Annotated in this window: 16 protein-coding genes; 7 read left to right on the top strand and 9 right to left on the bottom strand. The window is 70.0% G+C overall.

Translation table 11 applies throughout. The features are described from left to right. Positions 1–267 precede the first annotated feature (267 nt). From AWX74_RS09040 to AWX74_RS09025, 4 genes are all read right to left on the bottom strand, one after another. A complete protein-coding gene (locus AWX74_RS09040; RefSeq protein WP_091273596.1) occupies positions 268–1,428 on the bottom strand; it encodes a TolB family protein in 1,161 nt (386 codons plus the stop codon). Then, entirely contained in the window at positions 1,425–2,822 is a 1,398-nt protein-coding gene (locus AWX74_RS09035; protein WP_091273595.1) for an MFS transporter, read from the bottom strand. Before AWX74_RS09035 ends, AWX74_RS09040 begins: the two co-directional genes overlap by 4 nt. A gap of 6 nt (positions 2,823–2,828) precedes the next feature. Then, the gene (locus AWX74_RS09030; RefSeq protein WP_193209769.1) at positions 2,829–3,713 is read right to left on the bottom strand and encodes an alkaline phosphatase family protein; all 885 of its coding nucleotides are present in this window, start codon (positions 3,711–3,713) and stop codon (positions 2,829–2,831) included. Between the two features lie 817 nt (positions 3,714–4,530). Next, positions 4,531–6,129 (bottom strand): MFS transporter, encoded by a 1,599-nt coding sequence (locus AWX74_RS09025; protein WP_091273592.1) that lies wholly within the window; start codon positions 6,127–6,129, stop codon positions 4,531–4,533. A 153-nt stretch (positions 6,130–6,282) separates the two neighbouring features. Between AWX74_RS09025 and AWX74_RS09020 the strand changes: the two genes are divergently transcribed. Continuing rightward, positions 6,283–7,275 carry an Lrp/AsnC family transcriptional regulator gene (locus AWX74_RS09020; protein ID WP_091273590.1) on the top strand — a complete coding sequence of 331 codons (993 nt, stop codon included), beginning with the start codon at positions 6,283–6,285 and terminating at the stop codon, positions 7,273–7,275. Positions 7,276–7,318: 43 nt separating this feature from the next. On the opposite strand, the gene AWX74_RS09015 is transcribed toward AWX74_RS09020, so the two are convergent. Continuing rightward, the gene (locus AWX74_RS09015; RefSeq protein WP_193209770.1) at positions 7,319–8,323 is read right to left on the bottom strand and encodes an LLM class F420-dependent oxidoreductase; all 1,005 of its coding nucleotides are present in this window, start codon (positions 8,321–8,323) and stop codon (positions 7,319–7,321) included. A gap of 342 nt (positions 8,324–8,665) precedes the next feature. Here AWX74_RS09015 and AWX74_RS09010 point away from each other — a divergent pair, with 342 nt between their 5' ends. From AWX74_RS09010 to AWX74_RS09000, 3 genes are all read left to right on the top strand, one after another. Then, the gene (locus tag AWX74_RS09010) at positions 8,666–8,875 is read left to right on the top strand and encodes a hypothetical protein (protein ID WP_054570937.1); all 210 of its coding nucleotides are present in this window, start codon (positions 8,666–8,668) and stop codon (positions 8,873–8,875) included. Between the two features lie 46 nt (positions 8,876–8,921). Next, positions 8,922–9,128, top strand: coding sequence for a hypothetical protein (locus tag AWX74_RS09005; protein ID WP_091273588.1), 207 nt, complete (start codon positions 8,922–8,924; stop codon positions 9,126–9,128). 235 nt (positions 9,129–9,363) lie between these two features. After that, entirely contained in the window at positions 9,364–10,164 is an 801-nt protein-coding gene (locus AWX74_RS09000) for a sterol desaturase family protein (RefSeq protein WP_165615532.1), read from the top strand. Positions 10,165–10,215: 51 nt separating this feature from the next. Here AWX74_RS09000 and AWX74_RS08995 read toward each other — a convergent pair whose 3' ends face one another. Beyond that, positions 10,216–11,874, bottom strand: coding sequence for a metallophosphoesterase (locus AWX74_RS08995; protein ID WP_226931129.1), 1,659 nt, complete (start codon positions 11,872–11,874; stop codon positions 10,216–10,218). A 649-nt stretch (positions 11,875–12,523) separates the two neighbouring features. Between AWX74_RS08995 and AWX74_RS08990 the strand changes: the two genes are divergently transcribed. After that, entirely contained in the window at positions 12,524–13,090 is a 567-nt protein-coding gene (locus AWX74_RS08990) for a TetR/AcrR family transcriptional regulator (RefSeq protein WP_397312041.1), read from the top strand. A 135-nt stretch (positions 13,091–13,225) separates the two neighbouring features. On the opposite strand, the gene AWX74_RS08985 is transcribed toward AWX74_RS08990, so the two are convergent. The 3 genes from AWX74_RS08985 to AWX74_RS08975 form a co-directional block, all read right to left on the bottom strand. Then, positions 13,226–14,650, bottom strand: coding sequence for a DHA2 family efflux MFS transporter permease subunit (locus AWX74_RS08985; protein ID WP_091273579.1), 1,425 nt, complete (start codon positions 14,648–14,650; stop codon positions 13,226–13,228). Positions 14,651–14,858: 208 nt separating this feature from the next. Next, positions 14,859–16,067 carry an ABC transporter substrate-binding protein gene (locus tag AWX74_RS08980; protein ID WP_091273577.1) on the bottom strand — a complete coding sequence of 403 codons (1,209 nt, stop codon included), beginning with the start codon at positions 16,065–16,067 and terminating at the stop codon, positions 14,859–14,861. 532 nt (positions 16,068–16,599) lie between these two features. Beyond that, a complete protein-coding gene (locus AWX74_RS08975) occupies positions 16,600–17,640 on the bottom strand; it encodes an XdhC family protein (RefSeq protein ID WP_207550290.1) in 1,041 nt (346 codons plus the stop codon). Between the two features lie 311 nt (positions 17,641–17,951). Between AWX74_RS08975 and AWX74_RS08970 the strand changes: the two genes are divergently transcribed. Further along, positions 17,952–19,061, top strand: a complete 1,110-nt coding sequence (locus AWX74_RS08970) for an ABC transporter substrate-binding protein (RefSeq protein ID WP_091273574.1) — start codon at positions 17,952–17,954, stop codon at positions 19,059–19,061. A gap of 281 nt (positions 19,062–19,342) precedes the next feature. After that, complete coding sequence (locus tag AWX74_RS08965; RefSeq protein WP_091273572.1) at positions 19,343–20,962, top strand: MFS transporter; 1,620 nt, start codon at positions 19,343–19,345, stop codon at positions 20,960–20,962. Positions 20,963–21,030 lie beyond the last annotated feature (68 nt).

The raw sequence follows: 21,030 nt of genomic DNA, 5'->3' as shown, positions 1-21,030 counted from the left end.
TGACCGCCGCCTACAACCCAGGGCGTCGAGCCGCGCACACCGCGGATCCTGTACCGCCATCACCATCGCCATTAATTCATGACAAATAAGATTAAAGGGGTGTAGGGCCGCTTAACGATCCGCAAGAAATGAGGATTTCGGTGGCTCCAACAGCCGAAATCCTCATTTTTTGCTTGACGACAATTACACAGCGGCGGCCCGGGGCTCGGGATTCCGCGACGCAGTGGCAGTGGCAGTGGCAGTGGCAGTGGCAGTGGCAGGATTTGATCAGCCGATCACCGCTGGGGCGAGCGCGGCGGTGGCCAGCCGGGTGGAGCTGCCGGTGCCGTCAGCGGGGACGGTCCACAGGTCGGAGCCGTAGTCCCCGGCGAGGGCGTAGGCGACGGTGTGGTCGTCGAGCCATACAGCCTGGTCGTCGACGCTGCGCTGCTCGGCGAGCGGCGTCTCGCGCATGGTCCGCAGGTCGAGGACGTACTCGTGCCACGGTGCGTCGGCGGGTGCGTCCGGTATGCGCTTCTTGAAGGCGAGCCGGGTGCCGTCCGGGGAGAGGGACGGGCATTCGACGTTCTCCCGCAGCGTCGTCACCGTCTTCGCCTGGACGTCCCCCCGAACCAGGTAGGTCTTTCCACCGGTGCCGAGAGTGGCGTAGAAATGGCCGTCGTCGGCGAACGTGACACCCCAGAAGTTGATGTCGACATTGCGGTACGGAGCGCCATCCTTGATCACCTGGTATTCCTCCAGGGACTGGACCAGCGTCCAGGTGCGGGTGTCGACGATCGAGGTGCGGGTGGAGAAGGTTCCGCCGGCGTACGAGTCACCGCTGACGAAGACCGTCCAGGCCATCATGCGGCCGCTGGCCGAGACCCGGGCTCGGGTCGGGATGCCGGTGAGCGCGAAGTGGCGCCGTTCGTGCAGGTTCGCGTCGAGGACCACGGCGCGGTAGGTGTCCTGCAGCACACCCGACACCTGCTGCAGGCAGATGCCGCCGCCGCCGGCGGCGTAGAACCGCAGGCAGTGCACTCCGGACGCGGTCCGCGCGCCGGCGGGCCGCGCGGCCGGCACGGATACCAGCTCGTCGCGGTGCGGCCCCCACAGCATGTTCCGGAACACCAGGCGCTGTTGCTGGCCCTGCTGCCGGTCTTGGCCCTGCTGCCGGTCTTGGCCCTGCTGGCCCTGCTGCCGGTGCTCGTCCTGCTGCCGGTGCTCGTCCTGCTGGCCCTGCCGTTGCCGGTCCTGTTGCTGTTGCTGTTGCGGCGCGTCGTCCGCCACGCTCAGTGTGACCCGCCCTGCGGTCACCGGCGGACCGCCGTCCTGCTGGTGGTCCCGCTGGTCCGCTCGGGCGGATGCACGTACCACCGAGCCCACGGCGACCCCGCCGAGCGCGAGGATCGCGACGAACAGCAGCGCCAGCCGGCCACGTGTGCTCATCTTGCCGGTAGTCCCTTCGTTGTCGCTTCGGGGCTCGTTCTCGCTTCGGGGCTCGTTGTCGCTTCGGGGCGCAGGAAGGCGCTCAGTGCGACGCAGCCCGTGAGGGCGATCGCGGCGGCGGCGAGCGCGGTTCGGTCGCCCCAGGCCGTCCAGGCGGCGCCGAACAGCAGGGAGCAGGCGAAACGGGTCACGGCCTGCCCGGTCTGGACCAGCGCCAGGCCGCTGGAGCGCAGCGGTGCCGGAACCGAGACCGCCGCGGCGGCCATGAGCACCCCGTCGGTGGCCGCGTAGAAGGAACCGTGCAGCAGGAGCACCACGATCGGCAGCCAGTCGCCGTGCACCGGGGACAGCAGCAGCCCGTAGGCCACCAGAAGGCCACCGTGGCCGGCGAGGAAGACCCGCCAGCTGCCGAAGCGGTCGGCTGCCTGCCCGATCGGAACCGCAAGCAGCAGGAATGCCGTCGCCGTCCCGATCGGCAACAGGGGGAACCACTCGTCGGGGACGCCGAGGGCGTGCTGCAGCAGCAGATACAGAAACGAATCGCTGACCGTCGCCAGGCCGAGCAGCGCGGCGCAGCTCGTCAGCCGGCGCAGCTCACGGACGCGCAGCAGCCCGAGCGCGGCGCGGGTGGAGACGTTGTCGGCTTCGGCGGCTTCGGCGGCGTCGGGAACCTGCTCTGCGAGGGCCGGGCTGCGGTCACGGCCCGGCGCGAAAAGCAGCAGGATCACGACGCCGGTCGTGGCGACGCAGAAACTCACCGTGAACACCGCGTCGAATCCGTCGACGGTCGTGCGCATGATGAAGAACGCGATGATCGGGCCGATCAGTGCGCCGGCCGTGTCCATCGCGCGGTGCACGCCGAACGAACGGCCCTGGGTACCGGCCGGCGAGGCAAGGGAGATCATCGCGTCGCGAGGCGCTGTCCGCAGCCCCTTGCCGGTCCGGTCCACCGCGAGCACCAGGCCGATGGACGTCATGCCGTGCACCGCGAGCAGTGCCGGCTTGCACAGCGCGGAAAGGCCGTAGCCGACCGCCGCGGTCGCCTTGTACCGCCGGCCGCGGTCGGCGAGGTGGCCGCCGACCAGCCGGACCACGGCGCTGACCCCGTTGTGGAGGCCGTCGAGCAGGCCGAACCCGAGCGGCGAGAGGCCGAGCTCCGTCACCAGGTACAGCGGCAGGACGGCAGTGACCATCTCCGCCGAGATGTCGGTGACCAGGCTGACGGTTCCCAGGATGAGGACCGTGCCCGGCACCACCCGCGCGAGCGAGACGCTGGCCGGGCGACGTCCACGGCGATGTTCGCGGCCATGCTCATGGCTGGTGGAGGCCTGCCGGCCCGGGTCGGAACCCGGGCCGGCAGGTTTCGTGACGCTGCGCGCGTCCGCGAGATACACGGTCGCCTAGCTCCAGATGCCGGTGATGTCCGAGGCGCTCGCGGCACTGCCCGCGTGCGTCGTCAGACCGGCCAGGTCCTCCAGGGTGCGCAGCATGTTGTAGTGGTTGTAGGTGGTGGACGAGGAGCTGCCCGCGGTGACGTGCTGGCCGTAGATCACGGTCGGGATGCGGTTGCCGCTGAGCAGGTTGTCCTCGTCGAAGGTGACGATGAGCAGGCTGTTGTTGGTGCTGGCCCAGGTGGCGTAGGCGCCGAGGTTGTTCTGCACCCAGGTGTCACCGGTGGAAACCGAGCAGTCGTGCATGTCGTTGCAGAGGTTCGGCACGACGAACGAGACCTTCGGCAGGTTCGCGTAGTTCGTCGGGAACGAGGTGAAGGGGTAGGCGGTGCTGGTCGGGACGTTGCTGAACCCGAACCACGGGTTGTGCTTGCGGGCGTACTTCGTCGAGCTGTTCGTGCAGACCGTCGAACCGGTTGACGGCAGGCCCTCGTTGTAGCTGGCCCAGGTCTTGCCGGCGGCGATCAGCTCGGAGCCGAGGTTCGCCGCGCTGCTGAACCCGACAGTGTAGCAGCTGTCACCGGTGATGCCCTGCGTGCCACCGGAGAACAGGGCCATGTAGTTGGGCTGGCTGGGGTGGGTGATTCCGTAGGACGCGGTCAGGTTCGCGCCGCCGGTCTTCAGCGAGTTGATGTACGGGGCGCTGGAGCTGCCGATGACCTGGGAGTAGGCGTGGTTCTCCAGCACCACGACAACCACGTGATCGGGCGCGGGCAGCGACGCCGCGCGGGCGGGCGCGGCACGCCACACGCCGAACGACGCGGCCAGGGCCACGACGACGGCGAGCACAGCCCACACCAGGCGCGGGTGCCTGATTCCAGCAGGTACGGACACTGGCGGACCTCCGGGAGCAATCCGGGAGGAAGCAGCGATCTGCTTCCAAGGAGAGCCAGGTTAGGGAGATCGTCCGGTGCGGTCAGTAGGCAATCGGCGACGTGCCGGCAAATACATTCCGTCGATTTCACCCGCGGCCGGGGCAAGGTGACGCGCGGGCGAATATTCGACGCCACTTCTGCCATCTGCCGGCGCAGACCAGAGGTCACTCTGTACTGTCGCGGGAATTCAGGAACTTCTACACCCGTGTGGAAGGAATTCTAGCACATGCTTCCGGCCGGGACCTCCGCCTCAAGCCCGCACCCGGGCGGACTTTCGATGATCACCGGATGTTCGGACTGAGGTCGGCCCGAACAGTTGAGGTTTTTGGTCGCCCTCGGTCTGCAGCAGAATCACGTTTCCCCTCGCACGAAAGCAGCGGCAGCGAAGAATGCAGAATTCTGTGGTTCTGGAGCCCGTAGCAGAATCCTGAGACGCGGCGGATCCGGGCCACCGGCATGCGCTTCCAGTAATTCACCTCAAGAGCGGCAAAAGGGGCAGAGGGTTGCCTGGCGCCCCGCAAGAAAGAAGGATTTTGGTCGTCGGGGCGACCAAAATCGTTCACTCTTGCGACTCACCAAACCGGGGTACCGGCCTACCGGGTACCGGAGTACCGGGCGCTCGGAGGTCTGGCCGCGTTCGTGGAATGCGAACCTCCCCGGCGACCGACTGGAGATCCTGATCGGCGCCAATCCGCGACAGCGAGACGGGCCGCTTCGGCCACGCCCGGCGGATGGAGAAACTGCGGTCGGCCGGTCGGCCGGTCGGCGGATCCGAGTCATATGTCGGCGTGGGTGACCGGCCGGTCGGTGTCCCGCGGTGCGCCATCCGACTGCCCGTCGGCAGACTGCCCGTCATCGGGACGACCGGCAGCGGAACGACCATCAGCGGGATGACCGTCAGCGGGCTGGGCGTTCTCGGCCAGGTGGGCGACGGCCCGCGGCATGAGTATGAACACGGCGATACCGGCGGTGAAGGCCACGATCGCCGCGATCAGGTAGACATCGCCGAGCGAGGTCGGCACGGCGGCCCGGATGGCGCTCAGCGCGGCCGGGGGGACGTCCCGGGCGGCCTGCCCCTGGCCGATCGCGGCGGCCACCGTGTCCGGATTGGCGACGTGCCCGCTCAGCTGGTCGCGGATGCCGTTGTGGAACAGCAGCCCGAACACGGCGATACCGAGTGCGAATCCCAGCTGGCGGAAGGTGTTCAGCGCGCCCGCGGCCATCCCGCCGCGCTGCGGGGGCACCGCCGACATCGCCGCCGCGCTGAGCGCCGGAATGGCCAGGCCCACGCCGATACCGGTGACGAGCAGGCCGAGCTGGAGGCTGCCACTGTCGGAACCGGCGTCCAGGCGGCTCAGCGCCACCGAACCGGCGCCGACCAGCAGCATGCCGACGCCGATGGTCAGGCGGGGCGACGCCGCGTGCAGGAAGCGACCGCCGAGTCCGGCGACGACGAACGCGGCCAGCGCCATCGGCAGCATCGCGAGGCCGGCCCGGACCGGCCCGTGGCCGAGCACCGCCTGCAGCCAGACGGAGGTGAAGGTCAGCACGGAGAACGCGGCGGCGGACAGGGTGAGGCCGGCGATGAGCGCGGCGACGAAGCCGCCGCGGCGGAACAGCCCAAGCTCCAGCAGCGGGTGGGGGATGCGGGACTCGACCACGAGGAAGAGCACGAGCGCGACGGCGCTCAGCGCGAACAGTCCCAGCGTGCCGGCGGAGCCCCAGCCGTGCTCACCGGCGCGGATCAGGCCGTAGACGAGGGCCGCGGCGCTGACCGTGAACGTAACGGTTCCGGCCAGGTCGACCCGCGGGCCGTCCGGCCGGCGGAACTCGCCGACGACGGCCAGCGTGAGGGCCGCGGCGGCGACGCTCACCGGCAGGTTGACCAGGAAGATCGCCCGCCAGCTCACGTGCTCGGTCAGCAGGCCGCCGAGCACCGGCCCGATGGCCGCGGCCGCCCCGTTCACCGCGCCCCAGATCCCGAACGCCACACCGAGGTCACGGCCGCGGTAGGTGCTGGCGATCAGCGCCATGGTCGTGGCGAACATCGCGGCGCCGCCGATGCCCTGCACGCCGCGGGCGACGACGAGCGTCCCCGCTCCCGGTGCGAGCCCGCAGGCGAGCGACGCGACCGCGAACAGGATCAGGCCACCGAGATAGACCCTGCGCTGGCCGCGCAGGTCGGCGATCGCGCCGGCGCCGAGGAGCAGCGCGGCCAGGGCGAGGGCGTAGACGTCCATCACCCACTGCAGGTCGGAGAACGAGGCGTCGAGGCTGGTGGCGATGTCGGGCAGCGCCACCGTGACGATCGTGATGTCGACGAGCAGCATGAACGTGCCGAGGCAGATCGCCACCAGCGGCAGCCATTTACGCATGGCTCTCCTGTCCTGGTCGCGACTCGTCGTCGCGACTCGTCGTCGCGGCACCGGGGATGACCGGCGGTCGGTCCACGATCCGGCAGGGAGCACACCACCCGACCTGACGACCTCTGGATTCGCTGGATCTCGACATCGCAGTAGCCTTCAGCGGTGGCATCCGCAATCTTTGACGAGCTCGATCGCCAGATCGTGCAGGCACTGCAGATCGACGGGCGGGCCCCCTTCAGCCGGGTGGGCGCGGCGCTGGGCGTCGCCGACCAGACCGTCGCCCGGCGCTACCGGCGGATGGTCGCCGCGGGCGCGCTGCGGGTCTTCGGCGTCCCCAACACCCACCAGTTCGGGCACGGCCACTGGATGATCCGACTACGCTGCGTCCCGGACGCGGTCCGGGCGGTCGCGGACGCGCTTGCCCGCAGATCCGACACGTCCTGGGTGCACCTGCTCTCCGCCGGCACCGAGATCTCCTGCAACATCCGGTCCTGGACGGCCGAGGAGCACAACGCGCTGCTGTTGCACAAGCTGCCGCGCACCGCGCAGGTCCAGTCGATCACCGCCCAGCAGGTGATCCACTACTTCGCGGGCGCGATGGCCGGCTATGCCGGCGGCCGCGAGTGGGTGCGCCTGGGGGTCCTGAGCGACGAGCAGGTCGCGCTGCTCGCCGCCGCGACGAGCGAGCCCGCCGAAACCGCCGGCTCCGCGCTCGAACCGGAGGACCGTGAGCTCATCACGGCCCTCGCCCTCGACGGCCGTCGTTCCCACGCGGAGCTCGCGACCACGCTTCGCCGCTCGGAGTCGTCGGTTCGGCGCCGGCTGGAGGCGCTGCGCGCGCTCGGCGCCCTGTACTTCGACGTGGACGTCTCCTTCGACATCATCGGGCCACACGTGGCGGCCCGGATGTGGCTGTCCGTCGCACCCGCGGACCTGATCGCCGTCGGGACCGCGATGGCCAGCCATCCGGAGATCGTCTTCGCCGCCGCGACGACCGGGCCCACCAACCTCGTGGCGGTGGCCGTATGCGAGGACGGCGCCGGCCTGTTCCGCTACCTCACCCAGCGCATCGGCGCGCTGCCCACCGTTCGTGACGTGGAGACCGCTCCGGTCGTCCGCACCGTCAAACGCGAGGTGATGCTCGTCCCCGAGTAGAACGGCGGGTGGATGCAGGCGGGCGGGTGTCAGCGGGCGGGTGTCAGCGGGCGGCGAGGGCGGACATGACGTCCGGAAGGTTCGGGCCGGTGTTCGTCAGCGCGAGGACGGGGGTGGTCACACCGTGCTCGACGTAGCGCCGCAGGCGGGCCCGGCACTGCTCGACCGTCCCGTGCACGATCAGGTCGTCCACCACCTCGTCCGGGATCGCGGTCAGCGCGGCGCGGCGGTCACCGGCCTCCCACGCCTGCCACATGCCGGCGAGCGCCTGCTCGCGGCCCAGCCAGACGTGAAACTGCCGGTACACCGGCACCGTGAGATACGCGGCGATCAACGGCCGCAGCCGGGCCCTGGCCTGCGCCGGGTCACCGTCGTGCACGTGGACGAAGATCCGGGCGACCACCTCGGCGTCCGGGCGATGCTTGTGCACGTGTGGCAGGACGGTGTCGCAGTCCTGCGGCGAGAGCCAGTTGAGGATGACCCCGTCCGCCTCGCGGCCGGCGAGCTCCAGCATCCGCGGGCGCAGCGCCGCCACCATGATCTTCGGCGGTGCCGGCGGAGTGATCCCGAGCCGGAACCCGCGGATCGTGAACGACGGGAACTCCTCGTCGACCTTCTCGCCGGCGAAGGCGGCGCGCAGGAACCGAACGGTGTCCAGAACCCGCTGGTACGGCTTCGTGAAAGGGATGGAGTTCCAGTTCGACACGATCACGTTGGAGGAGGTGCCGAGGCCCAGCACGAACCGGCCGGGTGCGGCCGCGGCGAGCGTCGCGGCGGTCTGGGCCAGCAGCGCCGGGCCGCGGGTGTACACCGGCAGGATCGCGCTGCCCAGGCGTAGGCGCGGTTCGGCGGCGGCCAGCGCCAGCGGGATGACGCCGTCCCCCGCCGTGGCCTCCGACGACCAGACATCGGTGTAGCCGGCGTCGGCGAGCCGGGTGCACAGCGCCGGCAGGTCCGGCAGCGGGCTGTCCGGCAGCGGGATCGTCATCCCCCATCGCTCGGTCACGACCGGAGCCGCTCCGCCGTCGGGAAGGTCACCTGCCTGCATGCTCCGCTCCTAGCCACGCCTCGCGCCCAGGGCCGGGCCCCTGGTGCCCCTGTGCCACCGGTGCCACCGGTGCCACCGCCGCGTCGGGACATACTCGCATCGCGCGGGCCCCCCGTCACGTGACCGGCCTACCCGCATCCTGATTTCCGGGTAACCGGCAACCGCACTTCCGCCTGTACGCGGAAAGCATCGCGGCCTAGCCTTCATCCGAGCCGGAACGGATTACCGTGCTGACCGGCCGCAAAGTCCCCATGGCCGCCCGGCCACGGGATGTTCTCAGTCGGCGCGGGCGCCCGCGAAATTACTCCCGGCGTCTCGCTCCGCAGGCGAAAGGGGATTCACATGACGGCGGTCCACACATTCCTGCAGCGCTCCACGGGCCGCGCTGTCCTCATTGCCGCCCTCGCGGCCGGCATTGCCGGCGGCGCGCTGTCCGCATCGCACCCGGGCTGGTTCGACGGCGCGACCTCCGACGCCGGACTCGTGCGGATCGGGATTGGCAACGGCGGCACGCTCAAGACCGGCCCGATCATCATCCGGCCCGCCGACTGACCCGTGCACCCGAGGACAGCACACGCTCTTCGAGAGAGGAATTGAAATGGCCACTGCCCACACGTTCCTGCAGCGTTCCGCCGGCCGCGCGATCCTGGTCGCGGCCCTGGCCGCCGGTCTGGCCGGTGGTGCGCTCTCCGCCTCCCACACCAGCTGGTTCAGCGGCGCGACCTCCGACGCCGGTGTGATTCCGATCGGCGGCGGCGTCGGTGGCCCGATCAAGGGCGGCCCGATCGTGATCGTCCTCAAGTAGGCACACCGCATCCCGCGGTGACGGGCGGGCATGCCGAAGAACTGAGCCTTTTCCACCGTCGGCTCCGGCCTGCGCTTTACGGCACTCGACAGACATGAGACGGAAAAGGCTCGCTGAAAGGACGACGATGTCGACCGCATCATCCGTTCCGGCATTCCCCGGCCCAGGCCCGTCCGTCTCGTCTCCCGGGCCGGTCACACCGGCCCGGGAGCCCCGTGCCGGGCGGCTGACACAGGTGGCAGCGGTAGGAGCCACCGCCGTCGCGGTCCTCGCCGGGGTGCTGGAACGACCCCAGCTGCTGGTCGGCTTCGTGATCTGCGCACTGCTCTTCATCCCGCTCGAACAGTTCGTCCCGCTGGTACGCCGGCCACCACGCGGGGACTGGCTCGTCGACGTGGTGCACAGCTTCGCCAACCGCCTGCCGATAACGATCGTCGCGGTGCTGACGCTCAACCTGATCGCGCCGGCGCTGCACGCGGCCGTCCCGCCGGCCCTGCGCGACTATGTGCTCAGCCGGCCGGGCTGGGTCCAGTTCGTCGTCCTGGTCCTTCTCGCCGACCTGGCGAACTACGCGGGCCACCGTGCACTCCACGAGATCCCGCTGTTGTGGCGGCTGCACTCGGTGCACCACTCAAGCACCAGTCTGGACTGGCTCTCCACCAGCCGGGGCCACCCACTCGACCAGATCATCAATCTGGTCGTGACGGTCGTTCCCGTGTATGCGATCGGCTTCGACCTGAAGTTCTCGGCGGCATTCCTGGTATTCCAGTTCTACTTTCCGTTCCTTGCGCACGCGAACACCCGGATCACGCTTCGGCCGCTCAGCGCCGTGTTCGTGACCCCCGCCTTCCACCACTGGCATCATGCCGACGAGCCCGCGGCCGTGAACCGCAACTACGGCGCGGTGCTGTCCATCTGGGACTGGCTGTTCCGCACCGCGTATCTCCCGCGCTCGATGCCCGCCAAATACGGAATCGGCCGGGCGCTTCCCGCGGACTGGATCGGCCAGCTCGCCGCCCCGTTCCGCAGGGCTTGACGCCGCACCGGCACGAGGGCGGGAGACACGACGGCTCAGCGGCTCAGCAGCTCAGCGGTGGCCGTAGTGCCCGGCACGCGGGACCGAGCGGCGCAGGACGACCCGGTCGAACTCCTTGCTGTACTCGTCGATGCCGCGCACGGTCAGCGTCGAGGTGCCGCCCGGCCGGCCCGGGTCCGACTCGATGGCCACGAAGGCGTAGTTGTCGAACCTGGTCCGCGACCAGCTGATGGACTCGGTCAGCTTCGTGCCGTCGGACTGCCAGGCGTAGCTGTTCGGGACGACGTTCGAGCCCGCGACGATGTGCCCGCGGTAGGACTCGGGCTCACCGGCCTGGAACGCGTAGCGGGGGCGCCCGGCGCTGCCGGCGGTGATGTAGGTGGTGCCGTCCCTGGCCGGCTCGATCGTGGAGCCGTCGGGGGCCTCCCGGGTCGGGGCGGCGGCGCGGATCGGGTCGGTGCGCTCGTACAGGTGGTTGTGCCCCTGCATCACGAGGTCGACGGAGTACTTGTCGAACAGCGGGGACCACGCCGCGCGGACGCCGCCGTCGCTGGCGTGCTGAAGCGTCGTCGAGTAGGCGCAGTGGTGGAAGAAGCAGACGATGAAGTCGATGTCCGGGTCGTTGCGGTAGGCCTTCAGCGTCCGCTCCACCCAGGACGTCTGCGCGCCGCCCGAGTAGCCGGTGTTCGTCCTGATCTCATAGCTGACGTCGTTCGCGTCGAGGGAGAGCACCGCGACGTTGCCGTAGACGAACGAGTACACGCTCGGGCAGCCCCTGGGGCCGCTGTTCGGCAGGTCGAGCCGGGCGAGGTGGCCGCCGTAGCCGTGCGACGAGTAGAGCGCCTCCATGTCGTGGTTGCCGGTGGCGAACATCCACGGGGTACGGGCGCTGCTCACCTCGATGCCGGCCAGGTAGACGTCCCAGACGGTCGGGTCGAAGTTGTCGTAGCCGGACGGTACGGTGCCCGCCACGGTGGTGTGCACCGGCGGCCGGCCCGCGCCGGACGGGTCGGCGTAGCAGATGTCGCCGGCGAGCAGGTGGAACACCGGGTCCTGGCGCGCGATGGCGGTGGTGATGTTCGTGGCGTGCGGGGTGGTCGGGTCGTTGGCGGCCGCGTAGTAGTTGTCGTCGAACATGCCGGCCGGGTCGCCGGCGGGCGTGGTGTTCGAGCCGTGGTCACCCATCATCGTGAAGCGGAACGAGCCGCCGCCCCGGCCCTTGCGGTGGCCGGTGCGGACGGACTGCACGGCCGTCGCCGCCCCGCCCGGAACCCGGAAGCGGTAGTAGTACTCGCGGCCCGGGCTCAGCCGGTCGAACGCGGCGTGGACGTAGTACTGCTCGACCGAGAAGATCGAGCCGTCCAGCTGCGGTACCTGGGAGAGCAGCGGGCGGATCTCGGCCTCGGTGGTGTGCCCGAGGCGGCGGTCGGTGCCGAAGTCGACGAGGATCCGGCCGCGGCCCGGGTTGCGGGAGAGCTGCGCCGCGAGGCGTAGCTGCGCGGACGGGTCCGCCCCGAAGGCGGTGTGCCGGCCACCGATGACCAGGGGGCTGTCGGTGTTCGTCGCCGCGTAGGCGGCCCGTCCGAACGGGGTACCGAGCAGGCTGGCCGCCCCGGCGCCCGCCAGGCCGTTGAGCAGCAGGCCGCGGCGGCTGACCGGGCGGCGGCGGAGGTAGGTCTGCAGCCACTCATGCTGCTCGGCAATGGTCATATCCTCGGCGAGATTCGCCGGGACACCCGATGCAACCACTTCACCAGAAGGACTCACAGGCATGACCTGGAAGGTAGGACGCCATTCCCGCGAAAAATCGGACGACGGGATTACCGAAAGCCAAAAATCCGGTAAACAGCAACAGTCAAAACTGTGAGACTCCCGCTTGGGGTTCACTCCGCCGATAAATCTACAACCGTGTGGGAGTACAGCCACCCACAGGCCAGCCAGCCGTCAGATCTTCAAGCCGTGAACACGGACCTCCGCTCGATTTCCGATCTCGGTCGGCATCATTCTGCGAAAGTCTTCGACTTCTCAGGTCCGACGGCGGGGGCGGCGGGCGCGCGACATCGATCCTCTTTTATCGCCGACCCGGGCCTACGGCACTCTCGTTCATTCGCAGCGCGGGGAACAGGGTTCACCTCTGCGCACCTCGGTGAGGCCCAACCGGAGGACACCGAGTGGCCGTGGGACCGCAACCTCGTCGACGTGACGATCGAGGGAGCCGGGCGGATTTCCGAGCCGGAATCCTGACTCGGGACAGCGCTGCGCATCACAACCACGCCGGAGCGAGCCCGGGGCGGGTGGGAACCGCTACCGTACGAGTCGGGTGACTGCCTCGGGAAGCCGGGCCGGCCGAGGGAGGTGCGTGGGTTTGGTCGCGCAGGAGCGCGTCGATGCCGCGCGGAACCGCGCCGCGATCCTGGCCGCGGCGGCGGACCTGTTCGACCGCGAGGGCACCGAGACAGTGTCCATGAGCGACATCGCCGAGGCGGCTGGTGTCGGCAAGGGCACCGTGTTCCGGCGCTTCGGCGACCGTACGGCGTTGATCGAAGCAGTTCTGCAGCCGCGCGTCAACGCCCTGAGCCAATGTGTCGAGCACGGCCCGCCCCCACTCGGGCCTGGCGCTTCACCCGCCGACGCGATGCGCTCCTACCTCGACGCGCTGCTGGATTTCGTGGTGGCCAATCGTTCCCTCATCCGGGCGCTCGAGCACCGTGGCCCCAACGCCTACTACGCCAACGCCTCCAGCCGGTACTGGATCGCCGAGCTGACCAGGCGGATCGCCGCCGCCCGTCCCGAGGAGGACGCGGACTACCTGGCCCACGTCCTGTTCACCGCGCTGCGCGCCGACGTCGTCGACTATCTGATGACGGCCCGCGAGATGTCGCTGCAGCGCGTCCGGGCCGGCCTGCACCAGATCGCCGGAGTCTGAGCCACCGCCGCCCGGGCGCTCAGGTGCCCAGCCGCCCAGGTAGTCAGCCGCCCAGGTAGCCGCCCAGGTAGTCAGCCGCCCAGGTAGTCAGGCGCCCAGGTGGTCAGGCGCCCAGGTGGTCAGGCGCCCAGGTGGTCAGGCCGCGGGGCGGCCCATGGTGGCGACGGCGTCGGCGTCGCGGACGCGGGCGGCGACCGCGATCCCGAGCGCGGCGACCGCCGCGGCGACGTAGAACCCCCACTGGAAGATGCCGCCGAGGTCACCCGCGGCCGCGCCGCCACCCGTCTCGCCGGGCCTGGCGAGGCTGAGCGCGGTCGTGACCAACGCGACGCCCACCGCGGCGGCCAACTGGCGCAGTGCGTTGAACAGTGCCGAGGCCTGCGCGTTGTCCGCGCGGGAGATCGTGGCGAAGGCAGCCGCCTGCGCCGGCGTCATCACGAGGCCGGCCCCGAAACCGAACACGAACAGGACCGCGCGGAACGCCCAGAGCGAGGCGTCGACGCCCAGCAGCCCGAGGCCCAGGGTCGACAGGGCGATGACGGCCAGGCCACCCATCATCAGCCGGCGCGGGCCCACCGTCGGATAGAGACGCCCGGAGATCTGGCTCGCGACCAGCACTCCGATGGCCTCGGGGAAGATGACGAGCCCGGACGTCGTCGCGCTGGCGCCCCGCACCGTCTGCATGAGCAGCGGGATCAGGAACAGCACGGCCATGAACGCCATGAACATCGCGCCCAGGGTGAGACTGACGTTGCGGAACAGCGCGTTGCCGAACAGGCGGAGCACCAGCAGCGGATGGGTACGTCGCAGCTCCCACCACACGGTGGCAGCGGTCGCGACGACCCCGACTCCGGCGGTGGTGAGGATCAGCGGCGAGGTCCAGCCCCTGGTGGGCCCGACCGACAGCGCGTAGAGGATCAGCGCGAACCCGCTGGCGGAGAGCACGAAGCCAACCACGTCGAAGCCGCCGGTGGACGGCCGCCGATGATCGGCGAGGAAGAGGGCGCCGAAGACGAACGCGACGATCCCGATCGGAATGTTGACCAGGAACACCCAGTGCCAGGAGGCCTGATCGGTCAGCACCCCGCCCAGGATCGGCCCGACCGCGGGCGCGATGACCGTGGGCACGACGAGAATGCGCGCGGCACGCGCCCGCTCCGCCGGCGGGAACACGCCGAAGAGCATGGCCATGCCGACCGGGGTGAGCAGCCCGCCGCCGACTCCCTGCAGGATGCGGAACCCGACCAGCTCGGGGACGCTCTCGGCCAGGCCGCACAGTGCGGAGGCCGCGGTGAAGATCGCGAGCGCGGCGAGGAACACCGGCCGGGTCCCGAACCTGTCCGCCAGCCAGCCCGAGGCGGGGATCACCACCGCCAGGCTGACCAGGTAGCTGACCACGATCTCGTCGATCGAGTCGGGCGCGACACCGAGATCACGCGCGATCGACGGAAGCGCCACGTTCACGATCGTGGTGTCCATGATCGTGATGAACATCGTTGCGACGAAGAGTGCGGCGACGACCACCCGCTGGTCGGGTCCACGGCGGCGCGTATCGCCCATACGGGCTCCTTCCGGCTCGCCACCCACCACGAGCAGGCTCGGGCGGCAGCGTCGATAGCTGGGCCCAGCGTTGACCGGACCCACATAGTGAGGACTCCTCACTATGTGGGCACCCACCCAGTTCCGTCAACCGTGGACCGCAGCCCGACGCAGCCCGACGCGGCCCGACCCCGACCCCGCCCCCGCCCTGGGGCCCGGGGTCAGCCGGTCAGGTCGTTCCGTCCACGCACAGCCGCGGCTGGACGACCTGGAACGCCGCGCCGGTCGGGTCGATCTGCACGAACGCGTTGCACCGCAGCGGAGTCGTCTGGTTTGTGCTGAGATCGACCGGCTCGATCAGGCCGCTCGCGTCGAAGTCCTTCACCTCGCGCAACGCGCTGATGAAGCCTTCCCGGGTCGGGCACTCGCCGGCAAGCTCCAGCCCGCGCAGGAACATATCGGCATAGATGTATGCGTACACGGCGAACTGCTGTTCGGGTTGTGCGGTTTCGGGCGCGTACTGGCTCATCGCCTGGTGGTATCGGTCGATCGCCTCGCCGCCGCCCTCGAAGGGGTGGAAATAGACCGGGAAGGACACGCCGACGAGCTGCTGCCCCAGCCGGCTGAGCGTGCTGCGGTCATATCCACTCAGGGACACGCTGACCTTCAGCGACACATCGGCTGCCTTCACCGCCGCCGAGATCTGCGCGAAGTCGTCCAGGGTGGTGAAGCCGATCAGTGCGTCCGCGCCGCTCGCGGCGATCCGCTTCGCGATGCGGCTCGGGCTGTCAGTGCTTGCCTCGAACGGAATCACCTCGACCGTGGGAAGCCCGACCTGCTGGAATTCCGCTCCGTACTTGTGGGCGAATCCCATGACGTAGTCCGAGGAGCCGGTCGTCACGATCGCGAGCTTCGTCCCACCGCGGGCCAGCATGTAGCGGGCCACGGTCGCCGGCGAGGGGTCGTAGAGGTCCGTGAACCAGTTCGAGTACTTCCCGTAGTCCGGCTGCGCCAGGCCGACGACCGGCACGCCTTCCTTCTGCAGGGTCTCCGGTGACTGGCCGTTCGACGACGTCACCATCACCAGCCCGAAGACGGACTCCTGGTGGACGAGGTCGGCGGTGGCCTGCTCGTTCACCGCACCGGTGCTCTCGTCATCCCGCCAGACGTAGGTGACCTCGCGCCCGTGGATACCACCGTTCGCGTTGGCTAGCCCGATCCTGGCGTCGAACCCGGAGCGGGCCGAGGCGAGCGCCTCGCTCCCGGTGCCCGTGCTGGAGAAGACGAGGCCGAGTTTGACCTGGTCGGCGCTGATGCCCGGGGTGTCGCAGGCGCCGTTCGCCTCCGCTGCGGACCCGGATGTGGAGCAGCTGGTCGCGGCAGCCGCGATGATTGCGGCCGCCAGGCCTAACCGTCCGACAATTCGGTGCCTGCGCACGAGATCCCCCTTTGGGTACACGGACGACGCCGTCCTGGACGCCGCGGGCTGAATCGAGCCCCGCACCGCACCCGGGACCCCACAGCACGAACCGTAATACTTCAAATACTTCGGTTGTTTCGGGAGATAGTAGTGCGTCCGATCCAGGGCTGCACATGGTGCTCTACCTGCGACGACGCGATGACACGATCCTCGCCTGCGGCCGGGCGGCGCACCCCCCGGAACCTCCTGGGCGGCCCTTAGCCGCGCCGGAACGGATAGTTCCCCGTACTCCCGGCGACGAACGACAACCTTACTCGGCAGTACACGATCTAGGGCAATCGCCAAAATTCAGGCCGAGGGATCTATGGCAATCGCCAAAATTCGGGCCGAGGCCAGCATGCGCACCAATTCGGGCAGTCGTGAACGCCCATGCGGCCGTCCCGGCCGACCATGAATTCGGTATCCGGACCAGCACAGTTCCGGATCACGACAGTTCCGTTTCCCTGCGGAACCGCCACCCCACCCGGCTCCGCGGAACCACGGCTCCGCGTCACCGGTGGATGGGGCCAGCTCCGTCCCGCAGCGGCGTCGGAGTGCGCCGGGTAAGGACCGCAAGTGCCTCGGCGCTGATCGCGAGGGCTATCTCCGTCACGGTGCGGGCGCCGAGGTCGAGCCCGACCGGGCCGTGGATCCGCGCCAGGTCGCCGTCGTCGACGCCAGCCGCGCGCAGCCGCTCCAGACGCAGGGCATGCGTCCGGCGGCTGCCGAGGGCGCCCACATAGCCGACGCCCGCCCGCAGCGCCGCGATCAGCACCGGATCGTCCACCGCGGCGTCGTGCGCGAACGCCACCAGGCCACCGGAGGGGCCCAGCCGCTCCACCGCGCCGACCCCGGTGGCGGCCACCCCGACCGTCGTCGCCCGCCACCCCAGCAGCCGTGCCTGCGCGGCGATGGCCTCGGCCAGCGCGCCGGCGCCGAGCAGCACTAGGTGGGTGGTCGGGACGAACAGCTCGACCACGGTCGCCCCCTCGACGGCCGCCGCCGTCCGGCCGGCGAGGAGAAGGCGGCGCACCGTGTCGGCGAACCCGCCCTCCTCGTCCGGTGGCTGCGCCTGCGCCGGCACAGACGCCGACACGGACGCCGGCACAGAGACGGACACCGACGCAGGCGCCCGAACGGGCTTGCCCGGTTCGACGGCACGCGACCGCCCGCTGGCGAGGTCCGTCACGAGAGCGACCAGACATCCCGCCCGCAGCCGCTCGACCGCGGCGGCGGGAAGGGCCGAGGCGCGTTGCAACAGCACGTCGACGTGCCCGCCGCAGCTGAGCCCCGCCTCGCGTGCGTCGCCGTGGGGAAGGTGCATCGGCACCACTCGAGCGGTGTCCGACGAGGCGATCAGGCTGGCGGCCGCGCCACGGACCGGACCGTCGATCGCGCCGCCCAGCAGCTCCCCGAGAACACTTCCGTCGGCTGTGACGGCCAGCGTCTCGCCCTCGCTGCGGACGCCGATCCCGCGAGCGGCGACGGGGCGGGCAAGGACGACGTCGCTCGCCTCGCAGTCCGCGGCCAGCACCTGGACCAGATCATGCATCAGCACGACAACCCTCCATGTCACAACGAAGGCGCAGATCTGAAGCAAACAGTGAGTCTAGTACCGCATATTCGGTCTATATTCGCGCTGTCGATCCGTATCTGCGGACGCGGCGTCTCGACGGAGCCCTGGTCAGGCCGGGTCGAGGTGCCCAGCGGCAGTGTCGCCGCCGACGGCGGTCGAACCATCCGCAGCGCGGAGGTCCCTAGCCACGGCCTGCGCTCCGGCGGCTCGCGGTGGACGTCCCCGGCCTACCGCGGGCCAGTTGAAGAACCCACTCGAAGAACCAATCCGAGGACTGCGATCACCAGATGTCAGAAATTCGCTTCCAACAACGCCGCCTGACCGCTCTCCTGGCGGCGGTGCTGCTGGCCCTTCTCACCACCCTGACCGCCTGTGGCGACGACACCACCGGCAGCACCAAGGACGCCCCGGCGGCGACCCAGGCCGCGCCGACGACCCGCACCGTCACCGACATGTCGGGCAACAAGGTCGAGGTGCCGTCGCGCCCGATGCGGGTCGTGACGAACTACCCGGCCGTCACGCAGATCATCTTCCTGCTCGGCGCGATCGAGCGGCAGGTCGGCGTGACCCAGACCAACCTGACGACCCTCCCGCTGTTCAAGAAGATCTACCCGCCGCTCGCGCAGAAGACCGCGGTCTTCGGCACGGACACCACCACCGTGAACACCGAGGTCCTGCTCGCGCAGAAGCCGGACCTGGTGCTGCTGACCGCAGGCAACGACACGCTCCGCAAGACGATCACCGACCTGGGCATCCCGGCCGTGGACGTCGCCAGCTTCCCGAACTCCGACAAGCTCTCCGAAGGCGTCACCTTCATCGCCGACGTGCTCGGCGGGGACGCGCCGGCCCGGGCGAAGAAGTTCACCGAGTTCTACGACGGCACGATCTCGCGCGCCGCGGAGGGCACGAAGGGCCTCACCGACGCGGAGCGGCCGAAGATCTACTACACCGCGGACAACCCGCTGAGCACCGACGGCAGCAAGACGATCGCCGAGGTCTGGGCGCGGCAGGGCGGCGGCGTGGCCGTCACCGAGGGCGGTTCGGTCTCCGGCACCGCGAAGCCCGTGACGCTCGAGGCCGTGGTCGCCTGGAACCCGGACTACATCTTCTGCCGAGACCACACGACCTGCGAGGAGATCCTCAAGGACGACCGCTTCGCGGAGGTCGCCGCGGTCAGGAACCACCACGTGATCACCAACCCGCGCGGTGTGTTCGTCTGGTCGGCACGCAGCGCCGAGTCCGCGCTGCAGCCGCTGTGGGTCGCCAAGACCCTGCACCCCGACAAGTTCGCCGACGTGGACATCGAGAAGGAGGTCAAGGAGTTCTACACCACCTTCTACAACTACAAGCTCACGGACGCCGAGGTCGACGGGATCCTCGCCCCGACCGAGCCGTGATCCGAACCCTGATCCCAGGCACCGCCTGAGGGCGATGTGCAAGGCCGGGCGGTGGTTTGACCAGCCGCCGCCCGGCCGACCAGGTGCCAGGCACCAAGCCAGCACCGATCATTTTCGGCCTCGCCGGACCGCGCCGGACCGCGCCGCGCCACACCGCGGCGGCGCCCGTCCGTCCCGTCCAGGCGCCGAAGTGTGACCAAGAACCCCCATGTCGTATACGGACATTCGTTCGATGTGCGTGATACACATAGTTGTACGGTACAGCTATCTGTGGGGTGCATATGGTGTCCAACGAAGTCTCCGGCCGGTCCGGGCCGGTTCCCCCGAAGGGCTCCGGGGTCGCCGAGGACCCATCCCGCGCCAACGCGATCGTCGCCGTCCTCGCCGTCAGCGGCGTGATCGTCGCCCTGATGCAGACGCTCATGGTGCCGCTGCTCCCGGTGATGCCACGCCTGCTGGGCACCAGCGCGGCGGACGCCTCCTGGACCATCACGGCCACCCTGCTGACCGGCGCCATCGCCAACCCCGTGTACGGGCGGCTGGGCGACCTGTTCGGCAAGCGGCGCATGCTGCTCGTCTCCGGCTACTTCCTGGCCGGCGGCTCGCTGATCTGTGCGCTGAGCAGCTCCCTGGTGCCCGTCATCGCCGGGCGTGCCCTGCAGGGCCTGGGCCTGGCGATCATCCCGCTGGGCATCAGCATCATGCGCGACCTGCTGCCCGCGAAGCGGCTCATCCCCGCCATGGCGCTGATGAGCTCGTCCCTGGGCATCGGTGGCGCGCTGGGGCTTCCGATCGCGGCGATCGTCGCGCAGAACTTCGACTGGCACGTGCTGTTCTGGGGCTCGCTGGTGGCGACCGCACTGATCATCACGCTCGTCGCGGTCGTGGTCCCCGAATCCCCGGTGCGGGGTGAGGGCAGCTTCGACGTGCCGGGCGCGGTGGCACTCTCCGCCGGCTTGGCCGCCCTCCTGCTCGCGGTGTCGAAGGGCTCCGCGTGGGGCTGGTCGAGCGCCACCACGCTGGGGCTGTTCGGCGGCGCCGTCATCGTCCTGCTGGCCTGGGGCTGGTGGGAGACCCGCATCCCGGCCCCGCTGGTGGACCTGCGGACGTCCAGCAAGCGGCCGGTGCTGCTCACGAACATCGCCTCCATGGTGCTCGGCTTCGCGATGTACGCCATGTCGCTGATCGTGCCGCAGCTGCTGCAGCTGCCGAAGGAGACCGGGCACGGCCTCGGGCAGTCGCTGATCGCGACCGGGCTGTGGATGGCCCCCGGCGGCCTGGTCATGATGGTCGCCTCGCCCTTCGCGGGGCGGCTGATCGCGGCTCGCGGACCCAAGGTCTCCCTGGTCACCGGCGCGGGCATCATGACCGCCGGGTACGTCATGGCGCAGGGCCTGATGAGCACTCCGTGGGGGCTCCTCATCGTCTCCGCCGTGATCAGCCTGGGCGTCGGGTTCGCCTACGCGGCGATGCCGGCACTCATCATGAGCTCGGTTCCGGCGTCCGAGGGTGCCGCGGCGAACGGCCTCAACACCCTGATGCGGTCGATCGGGACGTCCACCGCGAGCGCGGTGATCGGCGTGGTGCTGGCCAACATGACCGTCGCCTTCGGGTCGAGCGCGGTGCCCTCGCTCACCGGCATGCGAGTCGGCTTCGTCATCGGCGCGGGTGCCGCGCTGGCCGCGTGCCTGCTCGCCCTCACCATCCCCGTCCGCAGGCCCCAGGCCGCCGGGGCCGTCGAGGCCACCGGGCCGGTCGGGGTCACCGGGCCGGTCGGGGTCACCGGGCCGGTCGGGGTCACCGCGGCTGTCGCGACCACCGAGAACGCGGTCCCCAGCCAGCGCCGGGTCGGTGTGTCGGCCACGACCGAGCCGAGCCGCGCCGCCGCCGCCTCCTCCTGACCGCAGACCTACGGCACGAAGCCGCGGCTCCTCCCGGGCCGCGGCTTCGTGCGTTTCGGCTTCGAAGC

Origin of the sequence: Parafrankia irregularis, from assembly GCF_001536285.1 — a bacterium.
Taxonomy (GTDB): Bacteria; Actinomycetota; Actinomycetes; order Frankiales; family Frankiaceae; genus Parafrankia; species Parafrankia irregularis.
Note: the sequence above shows the minus strand (reverse complement) of the source record. Positions and strands in the feature narration are given on the sequence as shown.